The 16,614-nt window shown below is 73.3% G+C and carries 9 protein-coding genes; all 9 read right to left on the bottom strand.

The features are described from left to right. Positions 1–177 precede the first annotated feature (177 nt). On the bottom strand, positions 178–2,919 hold the full coding sequence (locus ABZ721_RS14275; protein WP_358788910.1) for a hypothetical protein: 2,742 nt from the start codon (positions 2,917–2,919) through the stop codon (positions 178–180). Between the two features lie 2 nt (positions 2,920–2,921). After that, on the bottom strand, positions 2,922–4,004 hold the full coding sequence (locus ABZ721_RS14270; protein ID WP_358788909.1) for a hypothetical protein: 1,083 nt from the start codon (positions 4,002–4,004) through the stop codon (positions 2,922–2,924). Next, the gene (locus ABZ721_RS14265; RefSeq protein WP_358788908.1) at positions 4,001–5,917 is read right to left on the bottom strand and encodes a hypothetical protein; all 1,917 of its coding nucleotides are present in this window, start codon (positions 5,915–5,917) and stop codon (positions 4,001–4,003) included. Before ABZ721_RS14265 ends, ABZ721_RS14270 begins: the two co-directional genes overlap by 4 nt. A gap of 400 nt (positions 5,918–6,317) precedes the next feature. Next, positions 6,318–8,348 (bottom strand): serine/threonine-protein kinase, encoded by a 2,031-nt coding sequence (locus tag ABZ721_RS14260; RefSeq protein ID WP_358788907.1) that lies wholly within the window; start codon positions 8,346–8,348, stop codon positions 6,318–6,320. 3 nt (positions 8,349–8,351) lie between these two features. Continuing rightward, positions 8,352–9,326, bottom strand: a complete 975-nt coding sequence (locus ABZ721_RS14255) for a hypothetical protein (RefSeq protein ID WP_358788906.1) — start codon at positions 9,324–9,326, stop codon at positions 8,352–8,354. 4 nt (positions 9,327–9,330) lie between these two features. Then, a complete protein-coding gene (locus tag ABZ721_RS14250; protein WP_358788905.1) occupies positions 9,331–12,081 on the bottom strand; it encodes an SAV_2336 N-terminal domain-related protein in 2,751 nt (916 codons plus the stop codon). 4 nt (positions 12,082–12,085) lie between these two features. Then, positions 12,086–13,294, bottom strand: coding sequence for a MoxR family ATPase (locus ABZ721_RS14245; RefSeq protein ID WP_358788904.1), 1,209 nt, complete (start codon positions 13,292–13,294; stop codon positions 12,086–12,088). Further along, on the bottom strand, positions 13,291–15,345 hold the full coding sequence (locus ABZ721_RS14240; RefSeq protein WP_358788903.1) for a hypothetical protein: 2,055 nt from the start codon (positions 15,343–15,345) through the stop codon (positions 13,291–13,293). The genes ABZ721_RS14245 and ABZ721_RS14240 overlap by 4 nt, the downstream gene beginning before the upstream one ends. Further along, the gene (locus ABZ721_RS14235) at positions 15,342–16,517 is read right to left on the bottom strand and encodes a hypothetical protein (protein ID WP_358788902.1); all 1,176 of its coding nucleotides are present in this window, start codon (positions 16,515–16,517) and stop codon (positions 15,342–15,344) included. The genes ABZ721_RS14240 and ABZ721_RS14235 overlap by 4 nt, the downstream gene beginning before the upstream one ends. Positions 16,518–16,614 lie beyond the last annotated feature (97 nt).

Below are 16,614 nucleotides of genomic sequence, written 5' to 3'. Positions count from 1 at the left end.
GACGAGCCGGGTACGACCGGGGGGACCGGAACGGGGACGCGAGGGTGACGCGGCGTCGGCGTCGCAGGGAACGGGCATGACCATCGTGGCCTTTCCTGGGTGCGGGTGCGGAGGTGCGCGCCCGGCGCCGAGGGGCGTTCGGCCGCGCGGCGGGGGCGGTGAGGGCGGCGGGCCGCCTCATCCTTTGCCGCCCTTCTTGCGGGATCTGCGGGAGGGCTTCTTCTCGGCCGGCGGCTGCTTCGGCTGCGCGGACTGCTTCGGCTGCTTCGCCTGCGCCGCCTGGTGCGCGAGCCGGAGGACCGAGCGCAGCCGGGCCATCCGCAGTTGCCGCAGGCGCCGCGCCGATCGCTTGTGGGCGTGCTTCTCACCGGTGAGGAACCGGTCGGCCTCCCAGCCCGGGTTGGTCTCCCAGATCGACGTCAGCTCGCCGCCGGCGATGCGCAGGGCGAGGCGCCGCACGTAGGCGCCCGCGGCGGCCGGGGAGCAGCCGGTCCGTACGGTCAGCGCGCGTTCCAGCTCCTGGAGGATCGGCTGGCGCCGGTACTCCGGGATGCGGTTCCACCACCACCCCACGGTGATGGCGGCCTGTTCCTCATAGGGGGTGAAGACCAGCGGGGCCCAGGCGTCGACCACGGCCGCCAGGGGCTGGGTGATGTCGGCGGCGATCCCCTCCAGGCGTTCGAGGGCCTCGTCGGTCTCCGGCAGCGCCGCGGGAAGCGGCTGGTGCTCGGGGGGCGCCGGGAGAACAGTGACGCCGTCGGGCTGCTGCGGCCCGTCATGGGTGAGCACCGGGCTGGGCCGGGCCGCCTCCTCGAAACCCCTGATCCGTTCGGCGACGGCCGGGTAGGGGTGGAAAGCGTCCAGGAGGTCGTCGGGGCGGTCCCGTCCCTGCATGGTGTGCAGGATCACCTCGGCCATCGCGTGCACGATGGCGTCGCAGTGGTGGGCGAGGGCCAGGTGCCCACCCAGGAACTTGACGGTGTCCCGGTACTCCGCCTGCCCCTGGGCGTCCCACACGGGGCCCAGGAGCGGGCGGCCGACCACGGCGCGCAGGGCGTCCGACAGGCCCCGGCACTCGTCCCAGTGCCCCCGGCGGTCCAGGATCTCGGCGAGCGCGGGGGCGGCGGGATCGAGGAGCGATGTGGCCGGCCGCAGTCCGGCACCGGGGCGGTGCGCCACCTGGTCGTAGACGTCCCACAGCGGGTCCTGCGCCGAGCCGCTGCTGCCGGTCGTCGCCGCCTCCTGGATCGCTGTCCGGACCAGAGCGGCCCACAGCCGGCGGATGGTCTCGGTGGCCTTGCTCGGGGGGCCCATGCGCACCGCCGCGTCGAGGACGAGCACGGCCACTCCGGCGTCGTCCGGCGGGAGGATCACCCGTCCGGACTCCAGCGACGGGATCAGCGGTCCCCACGCGCGCAGCCACGCCGGGCTGTTCATACTGGTCAGCCGCAACGACGTGAGCCACGCCTCCAGCGTCGCCCGGTCGTCCGCTTCCGCGGAGAGCAAGGTCAGGGTGAAGGGCCGGACCTTGCGGAAGGTCCGGATCACCCGGGTGCCGGCAGCGAAGACCGCGGCGGGGCCGAGCGAGCGCACCCGGTCCACCGCCGGCCAGTGCCCGGAGTGCCGGCCGTTCAGGTCCGGGCTCCGGGTCAGCTCGGTCAGCAGCTCCACCGTTCGGCCGCTGGCGACCGCCAACTGCCACAGGGCCCGCGACCGTTCCCCGGTACGGAACGCGTCGCCGTCGTCGTCGGCCAGCACGCGTTCGGCCACGAGCCTCGTCATCGTCTCGGTCTGCAGCGGGTGGCTCCACTGGCGGCGCAGCTCCTCGCCGAGGTCGCGGTCCTCCTGGCGCAGGGCCGCCCGCACGACCTCCTGCTGCTCCGCGGAGACCGGCCCGCTGCGGCGCAGGCCGACGAGCGCCTCCAGAAGCCCCGGAGCGGTCGACCGCTGCTCCGGGACCGTGTGGGTCGTGCCGTGGTGGACGTCCAACTCGCCCAGGGAGGCCTGGATGGCCCGGTGATCGGAGAAACCCAGGGTCGTGCGCTGCTCCCACAGGTGCTCGACGATGGCGAACGGGCCCAGCTTGTCGATGAGCCAGTGCAGCCGGGCGCGGTACTCGTGGGCGGGTCCCGCGCTGTGCTGCGGCAGTTCGCCGAGCGTGATCGGGCGGGTGCCCGGGGGGTTCTGCGCGCAGAACGCGAGCCGGGCCACCGGGGTGCGCAGGCTGTCGAGGCAGGTACTGACGGTCAGGTCGCTGCGCAGGCCGTACGGCAGGAACGCGACGACCGCGTCCAGCACGCTGAGCCGGTCCTGCCGTCCCAGGTGCCCCGCCTGCTGAATGATCACGTGCTCGTGCGCGAGCAACTCGGCTGCCACGGCGGCCGCCCAGTGCGCGGCGGCGATCTGCCGCTGATGGGTCTCCTCGGAGTGGACCCTGACCACGCTGCCGATGTGCGAGAGGCCGATGCTGCACGACGCCTGCGGACCGGCGGACATCAGGGGAACGTGCAGGGTGCTGTCGGGCGAGTCGGGCGGCAGGGCGATGTTCTGCACCGCCTGGTAGAGGGAGCAGTAGGGGTAGGTGTACAGCGCCGGTCGTTCCTGGCGGAGGAGGAAGTACCGGGTGGGGACCACGGCACGCCCGCTGTGGTCCCGCAGGTCGGACATCTCCATGATGGACACGCCGATCCACTGGCTGGTCTCCTGCGTCCAGCCCCTGATGCTGACCCAGGGAAGGCCGTCGGCGCCCTTGTGCTCCTCGGGCGGCGGGTTCCCCGGGGACGCGTCGCGGATGTAGTCCTCGAACAACTGGCGTTTGTCGCGCCCGCCGCTGTTGGCCAACACCCCGTAGTCGCTCAGCGAGCGGTTCTCCTTCCCGAACCACGCCCACAGGACGTCCGCGATCTGCTGGTCGGTCACGGTCAGCCTCGATTCCGGATGCCGAGGAGCAGCGAGATCACGGGCTCCATCACGTTGTGCGGGATCACCGGGCCGATGATCTGCTGCGCGCCGTCGACCTCGTCCACGTTGCCGAACCGGTGGAGGTCGACGGCTCCCGCGGGCGAGGTCCCGAATCCGATCGACGACGTCACGAAGAAGCGGATCCGGGACGGGTGGAAGCTGGCGCGGAGGGCCTCGGCGACCAGGGCCATGGTGCCGCCGTGCATGTCCTTGGCCAGCCAGTCGAAGAACTGCTCGGCCTCCGGGACCACGGGCGTTCCGTTCGGGCCGGTGTCCGTCCACCCCCCTCGGCGCGCCCGCTCGAACACCTCCGGGTCGTCGAACTTGGTGAGGCAGACGGAGATGTGGTGCGGCAGGTAGGGGCCGTCGAGACGACCTTCGGCGAGGCACTTGCGGCTGAGCCGGGCCAGGGTCCCGTTGAGGTACCCGAAGGACCTGCCGTCGGCTGCCTCACGGGTCGGGTCGAACAGGTAGATCAGTCCGGAGGAGTCGGCGAGGTGCTCGATGCTCTCCTTGGCCGCCAGGTTGTCGTTGAGGTCCTCGTACGTGTCGCCCGACACGTCGAGCAGGCTGAGCAGGAACTGCACCTCGTTGGAGGCGCCGCGGCCGCGGAACCGGCGTCGACGGGCGTACGGGGAGTCGGTGAGGTCGCCCAGGAACCGCCAGCTGAACTTCCGTGAGCTCTGCGTCGCCTCCGGGAACCGGCGCTCGATCGAGAGCCGGCGGGACGTCTCGATGAGGAAGGACTCGGAGACGTCGTCCGACGCGATGACCTGCCAGTGGCCGTAGGCGATGGGGGAGCTGAGCGCCGCGAGCCGCAGCGCCCCGAGGAAGGTGGTCTTGCCCGCCGCCGGCGACCCCCACAGGCCGATCCGCACCCCTTTCTGCCGCTGCACGGGAAGGTCCGGCAGGGGGCCGAGCACGATCGGCTCGTGCGTCTTGTGCGGTTCGCCCTCGGCCAGCAGGGGCGGGCTGGGAAGTTCCCGCCGGCGGCGGGGCAAGGGGTCCGGGAACTGGGTGTGTTCAGCCTCGTCTGGGCTCATGATTCCTCGTTCTCGTGCCAGGTCCGGGTGTCGAAGGGTGAGTCGTCGCCGAGCGCGCCGACCATCAGGCCCGGAGCCGTTCCGCGCACTCCGGCGGCGGCACGGATACCGGCGGCCACCACTTCGGGCCCGTGCATGCCCAGTTCGAAGGAGTGCTGCCGCCCCAGTTCGGTCCAGGCGTGGCGCAGCCGGTCCACGCTCTGCCGGCGCCAGCGCCCCAGGGGCGGATGCGGGTCGTACACGGAGATCACCTGCAGCTCCAGCCGTTGCCGCAGCTCCCCGAGGATCACCTCCCAGTCGAGCCCCTTCGGGCAGGGCAGCGCCAGGTCCTTGCCCTGCTGCGGCGGGTGGGGAGGCCGGGACCCGACGATCAGCAGCACGCGGTGGGCGTGCGGCCGCCAGATGTCCCGGCGTGCCGCCGCGTCCAGCGCGTCCTCCAGCGGGGTCGCGAAGGTGTGGCTCGCCGGTGACGGCGTCCAGGCCTTCAGTTCGCGGCCGGCCTCGAGGGCCGGCCCGGGGCCCCAGTACCTGAGCGGGTCCTGTTCGACGGAGGAGCGCATCGGGCGGAACGCGTGCCCCCCGTAGCCGATGGCGCCCACCGTCAGTTGGCCGGACGCGGACCAGTCGGCGTCCAGCCGTTCCAGGACGGCGCACAGCAGCCCCACCCGCCGGTCCAGATCCGCCGGGGTCCCGCCCAGTTCGAGCAGCAGCAGCAGGTCCACGTCGGGTGCGGCCACCGGGCCGGGACGGGCCAGCAGCAGATCCTCGTCGAAGGGGGAGTCGATCACGTTTCCGGAGAACCGCGGCTGCCCCGCGTGCCGGAGCACGACGGTCACCTCCGTCAGTTCACCCGGCCGGATGGTCGTCCGGCCGGTGCGCAGGACCTCCCAGTCCGCCGGCTCGGGACCCTTGGTGAGGACCAGGGGCAGGGCGAACGTGGACGCGGAATCGCCCGGTGCGGCGCTGAGTTGTACCTTCACCGACAGCGCGTCCTCCTCCGGCAGCAGGGTGCCGCCCGGGAAGAGCAGCAGCGGTCTGATCTGGCGCTGCGCCAGCGCGCCGGCGGTCTTCGGGCGGGTGAGCAGCGCGTAGCCGTGGCGCAGCGGAACCCGGTGGCAGGCTGCCGAGACGGCGGCGGCCATGGCCCGGCCGTCGTCGGTGGCGATGCGGGCCGCGGGCGGCGCGCTGCGCTCGACCGCCCGGAGGGCCGCGTCCAGCCAGCGCCAGCCCGGTGCCCAGTGGACGACCACCAGGGGCACCGCCCGGCCGTTGCTCCGCACGGCGTGCAGCGCGGCCAGGGCGAGGTCCGTCGACTGGCTGATAGCCGCTTCCCACGCGCGATCGGTGGCGGGCGGAAGGCCGGGGCCGCCGTACGGCGGCGCCTGCCCGATCCCGCCGGCCAGCAGGAAGTACCGCTCCGGCGTCGAGCGGGGCAGCCAGGGCGCCACCTCGGTCCACAGGACCTCCGAGCTGCGGCTCTGATGGGCCGCCGGGGGCTCGTCGGTGTGCCGCGGCAGGATCTCGGTGGTCAGGCCGGTGGCCGAGATCCCGAGGAAGAGCACGGCGTCGACCGCGCCGGCCGACAGAGCGGTGAGCACCGACACCGCGCCGGCCCAGGTTTCCGGGCCCTTCGGGAGGGGGCGGTACGTCTCGTCGGCGGGCGCCGGCACCTCGTCCCACATCGGTGGGGGGAGGCGCAACAGGGGCCGCAGCCCCGGCAGCACCCGGTCGGCGGAACGGCCCTGCCGCCCGGCCGCGTTGGCCCGCTCCCACACGGCACGCGACGCACGTGACGCAGCGTGCAGATCCCACTTCGCCGCCGCGGACCGCAGCTGGGTGGCACCGTCCGTGACGTCATGGCCGCAGACACGGCACAGCGGGACGTCCGTGCCCGACCAGCAGACCGGACACACGCCGGGGTCGGGCTCCCGGCGTACCCCTGGGTTCCGGGGCGGTCGGGCCCGGTGCGGCCGCTTCGATCCGGGGCCGTCCATCAGGTGGCCCCGACGACGGCCGCACCATAACGCCCAGCTCCGGTGCGGTACGACGGCACGCGTAAGTTACCCCTCATTGCACTCCCCCCTCGGCCCGGGCCCATCGGGCCGGACACGAGTGCGGTTGGCGCTGCATCGAGCGCGAACCGTCGGTCTGGCGTTGCCGCACAGCCCTGTCCCCCGAGAAGCGGACTGTCCTCGTCGGTGACGCATGGTGGTGTCGCCACGCGCCGGCCCCGCAGGATCGGCTGCAATTCCGACCTGACTTGTCACTGATGGTAGTGACCCGATAGGGAGGATGTCTGGCGATGAATGTAATTCAATCCGCCTTTTTTCGGATCCGTGCCGTCTGGTTTCCGGCGGCGGTGGATTCCCGGACGGAAGCCCAGTCGGCGGACCTGAGGATGCCGTCCAGCCCCCCGGCCACCAGCCCGTCGCGGTCCACCCGCAGACCCGACACCGCGCCGACCTCCCACCGCCACAGCTCGGCGCCGTCAGCGCCGGACAGCGCGGAGACCCCGCGCGGATCCGTGCCGTAGACGGTGTCCCCATCGGCCTCCAGAGCGCACAGCCCGCCCCGGGCGGCCGGCCGCGCGGTCCACCGCACGGTGCCGTCGGCGGAACGCAGCGCGCTCACCTCGCCCTCGACCGTGCCGATCAGCAGCCGGGCGCCCGACATCACCGGCGAGTGATGGATCGTGCCGCCCAGCCGCCGGGACCACCGGGTCCGCCCGGTCTCCGCCGAGACAGCGACGACGTCTCCGTCGGCCGTGCCGGCGTGGACGGCCCCGTCGGGGCCGACGACCGGCCCGGAGAAGGCCGCGCCCCCGAGCGCCACCCGCCACCGCAGGGTGCCGTCGGCCAGTCCCCAGGCGCCCAGCGTCCCGTCGTCCGTACAGCAGTAGACGCTGTCGGCGTCGACCGCCGGCATGCCCACGACGACCCCCGCCTCCGCGGCGCTCCAGCGGAGCGCGGGGCCCGCCGGCTCGAACAGGTGCAGGTCGCGCCGGCTGCAGACCACCAGCGCCGGGGGCGGTTTGCCGGGCCCCTCGTCGCGGGTGAAGGCCACCGCGTGCACGGGGGCGCGGAAGGGCCGCCGCGCGTACACGGGGCCGCCGGACCCGAAGCGCACCACGTGGGCCGAGCCGTCCACGGTGCCCAGCGCGATCGAGTCACCGGCCCGGGCGATGCCGCCGCGGGCCGGCCGGCCCAGGGCCAGCTTCCACCGTTCCTGGCCGCCGGACCGGTCCAGCGCGTGCAGCGAGCCGCTCGCGGTGACGGCCAGGACGAGATCGCGGTGCAGCACGGGGGCGCCGCGCAGCCAGTCGTGGCACCGCCAGCTCCACCGGACGTGGACGGGAGCCGTGCCGCGGTCCACCCGCGTGCCGGAAGGGCCCGCGGATCGGACCGACGTCGGCCCGTCGTACGCGCTGAAGTCGTCCCGCACACCCGTCAGTGACCTCAGGTGGAGGCGGTGGCGGTCCAGGACGGCGAGGGCGGGGTCGGGCAGCGGCAGGCCTTCCGGCTTCCGGGCGCCGGTCGCGGAGCCGGCCCTGGCCAGGACCGCTCCGGGCGTGGGGCGCTGCTCGGGAGTGGCTTCCATGCAGTCGGCGAGCAGGTCCCGCAGCGCGCCGCGCGCCAGCCCCCGCAGATCCGGAGGCTCCGTCAGCGCCCGGAGCTGGATGTCGAGTTGGTTGTGGCCGTCGCGGGGCGGATGGCCGGTGGCGGCGAACAGCAGCGAGGCGCCGAGGGCGAAGACGTCGGCCTCGCCCTGCGCGCGTCCGAGCCCGTCGACCTGTTCCGGCGCCGCGTACTGGAAGCTGCCCATGGTGTCCGAGGCCGACGTCAGCCGGGGATCGCCGACCAGCCTGACGAGGCTGAAGTCGATGACCCACGGCCGCGAGCGGGTGACGAGGATGTTGCTGGGCTTGAGATCCCGGTGGTAGAGGCCGTCGGCGTGCAGCACCCGGAAGATGTCGGCGAGTGCGGCCGCGAGCGCCCAGACCGCCGGGTCCGGCAGCGGGCCGGCCTCGTCCACGAGCTGCTGGAGCGACGGGCCGGGGATGTACCGGGTGGCGAGCCAGGGCCGACGGCCGCCCGCGTCGGCCCCCAGCAGTTCGGGTATGCCCCGGCCGCCCGCCCGGGTGATGGCCTCCACCTCGCTGGCGAACCGCGGCCGCAGCCGCTCGGAGTCCGCGATGTCCTGCCGCAGCACCTTGAGGGCCGCCAGCCCGCTCCGGCCGGTCGCCGGCCGGGCGAGGAACACCTCGCCGAAGCCGCCGGCCCCGATACGGCAGAGGAGCTTGAAGTCGCCTATCTCGCGCGGGTCCTGAGGCGTCAAGGGTTCCATGCGTCACCCTTCTCCCGTCCGGCCGAACCGTGCGCGCGGGCCGTCGGAACCGCCGCCGAACGGCAGCGACGCGGGTTCCACGACGGAGGCGAGCTCCTGGAGGCAGCCGAGGGTGCCGACCCGGTCCCGCAGCATCAGCAGCCGCGCCAGGTGGGCGCGGGCCGTCTCGCTGGGCGGCTTCGGAGCGGTGCCCTCCCGCACGGTGAGCCGGGCGGAGGATCCCGAGGCGGAGGTGTAGCACAGCCGCGGGTGGGCCGCCCGCGGCTCCGGCGCCCAGGTGGCGGCGGTCAGTTGCGCCCGGTAGCCGTAGGGGAGCAGCGCGAGCACGGCGTCCATCGTCTCGATGCGGGTCAGCGCGTACCGGCTGGTGCGCGCGACCAGGTCGATCGGGACCGTGAGCGCCGCGGCGGCCGTCGCCGCCGCCCAGCCGAAGTCCACCTCCTCGTCCAGCAGCCCGGCCAGGCGGGGCAGCGGCTCCGTGTCGAACCGCAGGGCCACCTGCTCCGGCGCTGCCGCGGGTTCTTCGGCCGCGGCCGCGGCGTCTTCTCCGACCGCCGCGGATCCCGGCGGCAGCACCACGGGGCGCACCGCCCGCCACAACGTGGTCAGGCCGGCCCGGTGGCGCGCGAGATCCTCGAAGCGGACGTCGAAGTACCGGGTCACCACGGGGCGCCGGCCCGCGGAGTCCCAGGTCGCCGGTCCGCCCACCGACCAGTCGGTGACCGCGATGCTCACCCACCGGTGCGACCGGCGGCCGTCCCCCGAGAACCCGTAGGAGATCCACGGCAGGTTCTCGCCCGGCTCGCCCGCGACGGACCACTGCAGGGGCGTGCCGAACATCATCGGCCTGACGAACCCCTCGAACTCGCGGAACCCGGCCGGGCCCGCACTGCACGCGAGGACCCGGTAGTCCCCGCCGTCGGCGGGCGGTTTGGACAGCACGGCCCACCGGGCCCGGACGGTGGCAGGCTCGGGCATCCCCTCAGTCCTCACCCGAGAGCCCCAGCGCCGCCAGCGGTTCGAGAACGTTCACCGGCCGGGCGGGCTCCCGCAGGATGGGGGCGCCGTTGTCGTCCTCCGTCACGTTGTAGCAGTCCTCCAGATCGACCGAACCGTCCCGGCGATGACGGAACCCGATCGCGGACAGCACGAACCACGAGACCCGCTCGGGCAGGAAGCTCTCGGCGACCAGGGACCGCAGCTCGGCCACGCTCGGCGAACTCCTCGCCAGCCAGGCGGTGAAGCGCTCCGCGTCCTCCTGCGGTACGCAGGGGTCACCGTCCGCGTTCTGGTTCACCCAGCCGCCCCGCCGGGCGCTGCGGAACAGGTCCGGCTGGTCGAACTTGCTGACGCACAGCGCGACATGGTGCGGCAGCCGGCCGCGCACGAGCTGACCGCGCTCGCCGTGCTCGCGCAGCAGCCGGCGCAGCGGCGGCGCCACGTTCGCCTCCTGCGCGCCGGTGTCGGTGGTGAGCGGGTCGACGAGGATCAGGATGCGCTGCGCCCGGGCCAGATGGCGATCGACCTGGGGGTGCTTCCCGTAGCCCTCGGTGAACTCCGCACCGCCCGTGTCGAAGAAGTTGACTCCGAAGTCGACCTCCTGGCTGGTCGCGGAGGACGGGCCCGGGTCCGGGAGGCGCGCCCGGAAGCGGTAGGTGAAGCCCCGGGGCGACAGCGTGATGTCCGGGAAGCGCCGCTCGACGGCGAGGTAGTGGGTGAGCTGCACGATGAACTTCTCGGCCGCTCCGTCGTGGGCGACGACGTTCCACCGGGCGGGCCCCTTGCGCGCCGTGACGGCCGCCAGCCAGGCGGCACCGAGCAGCGAGGTCTTGCCGCTCCCGGGGGCGCCCAGGACCGCGATCGTCCTGCCGGTCGCGGTCGGGTCGGGTGCTGCCCCCGGCTCTTCGCCGGGGCCCGGAACGTCCGGAGCGGCGGGCGGCACGGCGCCGCCGGCCGGGCGGCTCGGGGCGAACGGCGGGGGAGGGGGCAGCGGGACGGCGGGGGCGGCCGCATCGGGTGCGGGAGTGCCGCTGTGCCCGCCCGGAGCGGTGTCGGGCGCGGGGGTGGCCGGGGCGGCTGCCCGCAGCCCCTGCTCGATGGTCTCCACTGCCTGCCGGTAGGCCGGTCCGAGTCCCTTCAGCAGCACCGCGGCGATCTCCGCCAACGGCCGTACCTCGGAGTCGATCCCGTTCGCCGTCTCGCGCTGGTCGGAGGAGGCGAGGAAGGCGGGGAAGGTCAGCGGGGTCAGCCCCAGCCGGCCCGTCACGTACTCGGAGACGACGGCGAAGAGCCGGATCGCCTCCTCGCTCTCCATGCTCTCGACGAGCAGCTGCCGCAGACCGTCGGAGAACTGGTAGTCGCTGCCGCCGCGCGACGTGCCCGCCTCGCCGGGTCGCTTGTGCAGCAGTCCGCTGAGGAACACCTCGGCCAGCGGCGAGGGGTCGCACGTCTCCCCGGCGGCGAGGCTGGTCGCCCGGTGCACCAGCCACATGGTCGCCAGGTTCAGCGGGGCCACGGACAGGGACCGCAGCAGCCGACGGGCCCGGACGGAGGCCCAGGCGTCGAACTCCCGCAGCCGGACGGTGGCGCTCGCCCCGCCCACCCGGGCCGTCCCAAGGCTCTCGCCCCGGGGGCGGCCGCCCCCGGCCGTGGTCGCCTTCGCGCTCACGATCCACGCGAAGCCGGACACGGTCCTGCCGCGGTGCCCGGCGACCAGGGACGCCCAGCGCGTCAGGGGCGTCGCCGCCAGCGGCACCACCGGCACGGCACGGGGCGGCCCGCCGCCCGGCGGCCCGCCCCCCGGCCACAGATCGCCGAACGACCACCCGGCCGGGCGAAAACCATGGGTCCCGCCCGCTCCGCCGGGCCCCGCCCCGGTGTCGGGGTCCGGACGGAAGTAGACGGGCAGCGGGTCGACACCGGTGCGGGGCCACATCTGCTGGGGCAGCAGGTGGATCACCACCACGGGCCCGTAGCCGGCCAACCGGTGCGCGTGTTCCGACATCCGGCCGTCGTTCCAGCCGCGACTGACGCCGTCGGTGAAGAACGCGACGATCCGGCGGCCGTTGGGTTCGATGAGTTCTCCCAGACCGGCATCCCCGTCCGGTCGGTTCAGGACGATCCGATCGGTGTCCGAGCACAGTTTGCGGACCGTCACCGACCGGAACGAACCGTTTCGCTCGGCGCCCCGGGCCGCCTCCCGCAGCAACTGGTCCCACAGCCTCATGGACGGACCGGTGTCGCACACCATGGTCAACTCGTAGTAGGGCTCGGGTGCCGCCCGGCAGACCGGCAGGACCAGGCCGGTGGCGGCGGCCCACTCGGCGGACAGCGCCTCGTCGACCTCCTGGGCCACCGGCGAGGGTCTGGTGCGGCGCAGCGCGCGCAGGGCCCGCGCCAGCCCGATCGGGTCCGGGAGCGCCCGGGACACGGCGGGGCCGCGCACCTCGCCGACCACACTCCCGGCGGCGGCGAGCACCCCGGCCGCCTCGCGGGGATACAGGTCGACCCCGGTCAGCGTCGGGCCCGCCGCCCCGGCCGGCCCGGCGCCCGCGGCCTGGCGGACGCCCTCGGCGGGATCGTCGGCCGGCCATCCCGCGGCGTCGAGCACCTCCCCGCGCGCATGCCCGGCACGGCCCGACATCCGGCGGGCCAGCCAGGCGATGTCCAGGACCTCGGACAGGCCGATATCGGCCTTCGACTGCAGCAGCGCCTCCGCGACGGCCGGATCCACGCGGTCACGACCCGGAGAGCGAGTGCAGGACCGCGTTCCGGATGACGTCGAGGTCCTGCGGACCCATGTGCGTGGTCAGCCGCAGCCGCACGGCGTTGATCAGCTGGTCGGGGGAGAGCTGGCGCCCCTCCGCGCGGAGCTTCTCGTACGCCTGCACAAGGTCCGCGACCTGGTCGGCATCGGTGAGCTCCGGCACATGGGTGCGGACGATCTCCTTCAACCGGTCGCCCTCGGGATGCTTCAGCTTCAGGAACAGACAGCGCCTGCGGAACGCCGAGGAGAACTCACGCTCCCCGTTGCTGGTGAGGATCACCACCGGGAACTGCGCGCACCGCACCTTGCCCTCGTGCACGGGAACCCGGTCGCCGCCATCGGCGGACAGCACCCGCACCGGGGAGCGCTCCGCGCGGCGCAGCTCGGGGATCTCGTAGCCGCCCGTCTCGAAGACGTGCAGCAGGTCGTTGGGCAGGTCGACGTCGCTCTTGTCGATCTCGTCGATGAGCAGGACACGGGGTTTGAGCCGGGGCAGCAGGGCGTCTCCCAGCGGACCCAGCCTGATGTAGCGCCCGATGTCCTCCGGGGCCTCCGGCGGAACCTGTTGCGCGGCCTCTTTCGGGGCCCCCTTCGGCCCCGGGTTCGCGCGCAGCGACGTGGCGCGCTTGGGCTGCCCTTCCACCGCGTCCGGGCGGCGCGGGAGCCGCTGCTGGATGTTCAGGTCGTGCAGGCGGGCGAGGACGTCGTACTCGTACAGGCCCTCTCGCAGGGTGGAACGGCTGGTGATGCCCCACCGCAGCACCGGCCCGAGAGCGAGCTCCCGCGCGATGCTGGCCGCCAGCGTGGTCTTGCCCGTGCCCGGCGGTCCGGTGACCAGCAGGGGGCGGCGCAGATGGATGGCCGCGTTCACCAGGTCGTGGGCCTCGCCGTCCCCCTGGTACGAGACGGCGATGTGATCCTCCCAGGAGGAGTCCCCCGGGCTCGGCTGCGGTGCGCGCACCGGCCGTCGCGGATCGTCCTCCGGCAACCCCTCCGCCTCTTCGGGGGAGGCGAGGGCCCCGAGCCCGAAAGAGCGCCAGGGGGGCGGTTCCGGTAACTCGGCGGCAGGGCCGGAGGGGCCGGAGGAGGCGGAGGAGCCGGCGGCGCCGCGGGGCGGGGCCCAACGTCCGCGGTAGACCCACCAGTCCGCTGCTGTGCCCGTACCCTCGTACCGCGTCATCGCGCATCTCCTTCCACTGGGGTCGCGACCGCCGTCCTGACCAGTGGAGAACGACGGGGATCGTCGAAGAGCACGGTGACGTTCCGGAAAGTACCGACGCCGGACGGGTGTTGACGCAGGGCGTACATGATCTCCGGTACCTCCTCGAGCCGGCACTCCAGCAGTTTCTCCCGCAGCCCGTTGTCCAGGGCCAGCCGGTGGCAGGGCGGGGCGGACTGCCAGATGGGACAGTCGGCGTGGCACTCGACCCGCGGCCAGATTGCCAGCACGGCGCCCGCGTTGAGCGCACTGGAGACGATGTGCTTCCCGTCGGCGGAGTCCCTGGGCCGGGAGAGGACGATGCCGGCCGGTGCGTCGTCGTCGTTCCGGCTGAAGGCGCGACTGACGCCCTCGGCGTCCACCGTCCCGCTCGCGTCCACCCCGGCCCGCTGGTCGGCTCCGGCCTGCTGGTCCGCGCACAGGCGCCACATCAACGGCGCGGCCGGTGAGCTGTCCAGCACGGGACCGCGATCCTGCCAGGGGTGGAGCTGGGCGCCACGGCGGTGCCGCCACTGGTCCCGCACGACCAGCGCCCCCGCGTCACCGATGGTCGGGGCCACGCCCTCCTCCACCTCGTACTTGGGAAAGGCGTGGAAGTCGTGGTCGAACAGGTCGCGTTCCACGATGAACTCGACACGGGCGCGGTTCAGGGCCGATCCGACCTGCAGGGCCGCCTGCTCGTAGGTCAGGCGGAACGCCTCATGGAGCCGGGACTTCGGCCACGCCCCCGGCAGCCGGCCGATGGGCTCCAGCCTCGGCCCGGCGTAGAACCACGCGCGGGCCGTGTAGTGGGTCTCCGCGTCCGGACCGGGAACCGCTTCCACTCCCTCGGTGAACTCGGTCGCCCGGCAGAACGCGACGACCAGGAAACACGCGCTCTCGGTGCGGTACAGGGGCTGCTTGAGCGGGGGCAGCCCCGCTCGCTCCGCCACCTTCCCGTACCAGTTCTTCAGTTTGGTCCCCGCCCGCGGATGGGACAGCAGGGCCGCGCACAGGGTGGTGATGTGCGGTGGGTGCCCGTGCGGGCGCGGCAGTTGCGCGACGTGCGCCGCCATCTCCGCGAAGGGCTGCTCCGGATCGGGGAGGGTGAGGCCCTCCGCCGACAGGCAGGCCCGCACATCTCCCTGACGTCGCTGCCCCACATCGGCCTGGACGAGGATCCGGCGGAGCTCCTCGGCCTGTTCCTCGGTGACCGTCACATGCGGCCGGTAGTCACCGCGACGCACCGGAACACCGCGCCGGGTGATGTAGAACCGCGTGGGGATGCTGTCCAGCTCACCCGCCTTGTACCGGTCGAGGAACTGCCCTTCCAACTGCTCTGCCACGCCTGCCATCCGGTCGAGATCGAGCGCGGCCCACGGCTTGCTGTCGTCACCCCGCACGGCCTCCGCCAGGTGGCGGGAGAACAGGCCGCCCTGCCCGTCGAAGACGGCCTGGTCACCGGGGCGTGTCGCCTGGAGCTCCAACTGGTCGACGTGGTCGGATCGCGGAACGCCGGAACCGTGCGAGAAGGACGTGGCGATCCTGCCCTCATGGCTGAGGGCGCGGGCTCCGTCCTCGCGGCAGGCGTCGATGACGTACAGCTGACGTGCCGGGCGCCCGTCGCGGTTCATGCTGCGCTGGATGCTCGCCAGATCCAGCATGCGGCCCGACGGGAGGAAGAGCCACTGCTCCCCGTTGGTCAGGCTCATGCCGTGCCCGAGCCAGTACAGGACGAACGAGTCCTCCGTGCCGAGTTCTCTCAGCCCGCCCTGCTGCGGATCGAACTCGGCCAGCAGTTGATCCGGGGGCCGGATGTCGATCCGGTGCCGGCCCGAGTCCCCCACGAGGCCGTGCAGGGTCTCCGCGCCCGCGTCGCGGAGATCGGCGAACACCGTCACCTGGCAGATCTCGTCGCTGAACGTGAGAAGCCAGCGGACCAGCTGGGCCGCGCACTCCGCGGAGCCGGGCAGGTCCGGGACGATGCTCTCACCGTAGGTCTCCGGGCACACCACCAGTGCGCGCAGAGTCACCTCTCACCGTCCTTGACCACGGCGGCGAGCACGTCGTACACCTGCCGCGTCGTCCAGTACGCACCGTGGGCCCGCGGGAACGGCTCGCGGGTGTCGACCCGGACATCGCTCACCCGACTCCCGAACTGCGGCTCGGCGGGAAAGGCCAACAGGTCCACGGGGTCGTGGAGGTTGACCCACCGCGCGCCGAAGTGCTCGGGCAGCGCCGCCCCCAGGCGGTGCGTGGCCAGCGCGTCCAGGCTGTACAGGTACGGTACCTGGCTGCCGACCGTGACGATCGAGGCGACCTGGGGGAGGGGTTCTGCGACCAGCGTCTCGAAGCACGCGATGCCGCCGAGGCTGTGACCGAGCAGGACGACCGGACCGCGCACCTCGCGGACCCGCTCCGCGATGAAACGACGCAGCGGGCCCCCGCGCGCCTGATAGGCGAGGACGTCCCCGGCGGCGGGTGTCGCACGGTCCAGAACACTGTCGTGGTAGCGCCGCAGGATCGGATGCGCCGCCCGCTGCGCGGTGGCCCACGCGATATCGCGGGCCCGGCTTCCGACGCCGAGGGCGACACCGCCGAGGAAATCGGTGGCGGCCTGCTCCAACGCGTCGCGATCGGCGGCGGACACGGCTGTCCCGTCGGCCTCCTCCTCGCGGAGCCTGATGTAGGTCGAGACGACGGAACGCGCGATCAGGTCATTGGCTTTGGTGGCCGCCAATGACGGCAACGCGGCGTCGAACTCCCTTTCGGCCAAAAGGATTTTCGCGGCCTCGTGCAGCGCGGCGACAGCACTCTCGTCCGACAACTGCGCGCGGACCTTCGGGTCGTCGGCCAGTGCCGCTATTCGGCCGCGCAGCACGGACAGGGCGCGCGCCGAAGGCGCCGGGCTCTCCTCGAGCGTCGAGAGCCGAATTTCGAAGAGCGGGTCGTCATAGAGCCGCGCCCACACAGCCCGCCGGCTGTCCGCCCAGGTGACGTCGGCCGTCGTGGCGTGAGCGGTCGGGTCGGCCTCCTGATCATCCGCTGACCAGCGCGGAGCCACGCCGAGCAGATCCCCCCACGGGCACGCCTCGACCACGGCTTCCTGCAATGTGGCCGCTAATCCCTCGCGAATGCGTTCGACTGCGGCGTCATTTCGCTCCGAGCGCACACCTGTACCATGCACAAAAAGAACGGTCGTCATTCTGCCCCCCAATTGCCTGCAGAACGCGCCCCCGCAACGGGAGGCGGCAACTCCATACTGTAGCGGCAGGGGGCGCTGAGGGTTCCCTTTATGTGGA

Origin of the sequence: Streptomyces sp. NPDC006733 (assembly GCF_040636125.1) — a bacterium.
Taxonomy (GTDB): Bacteria; Actinomycetota; Actinomycetes; order Streptomycetales; family Streptomycetaceae; genus Actinacidiphila.
This window is presented reverse-complemented; position numbering and strand designations above follow the sequence as displayed.